This is a genomic window from Scandinavium sp. M-37, assembly GCF_043558715.1.
Taxonomy (GTDB): domain Bacteria; phylum Pseudomonadota; class Gammaproteobacteria; order Enterobacterales; family Enterobacteriaceae; genus Scandinavium; species Scandinavium vulneris_A.
In genome coordinates, this window is sequence record NZ_JBIGIN010000126.1 from 1 (window position 1) to 383 (window position 383).

Below are 383 nucleotides of genomic sequence, written 5' to 3' on the forward strand. Positions count from 1 at the left end.
ATGCCTTCCTCCTCGCTGAAAGTACTTTACAACCCGAAGGCCTTCTTCATACACGCGGCATGGCTGCATCAGGCTTGCGCCCATTGTGCAATATTCCCCACTGCTGCCTCCCGTAGGAGTCTGGACCGTGTCTCAGTTCCAGTGTGGCTGGTCATCCTCTCAGACCAGCTAGGGATCGTCGCCTAGGTGAGCCATTACCCCACCTACTAGCTAATCCCATCTGGGCACATCTGATGGCATGAGGCCCGAAGGTCCCCCACTTTGGTCCGAAGACGTTATGCGGTATTAGCTACCGTTTCCAGTAGTTATCCCCCTCCATCAGGCAGTTTCCCAGACATTACTCACCCGTCCGCCGCTCGTCACCCAGGAGCAAGCTCCCTGTG

The 383-nt window shown here is 56.4% G+C and carries 1 rRNA gene; it reads right to left on the bottom strand.

The window, feature by feature from the left end:
- Positions 1-383: ribosomal RNA gene (locus ACG0Z5_RS24015) — 16S ribosomal RNA — on the bottom strand; the annotation flags it as partial.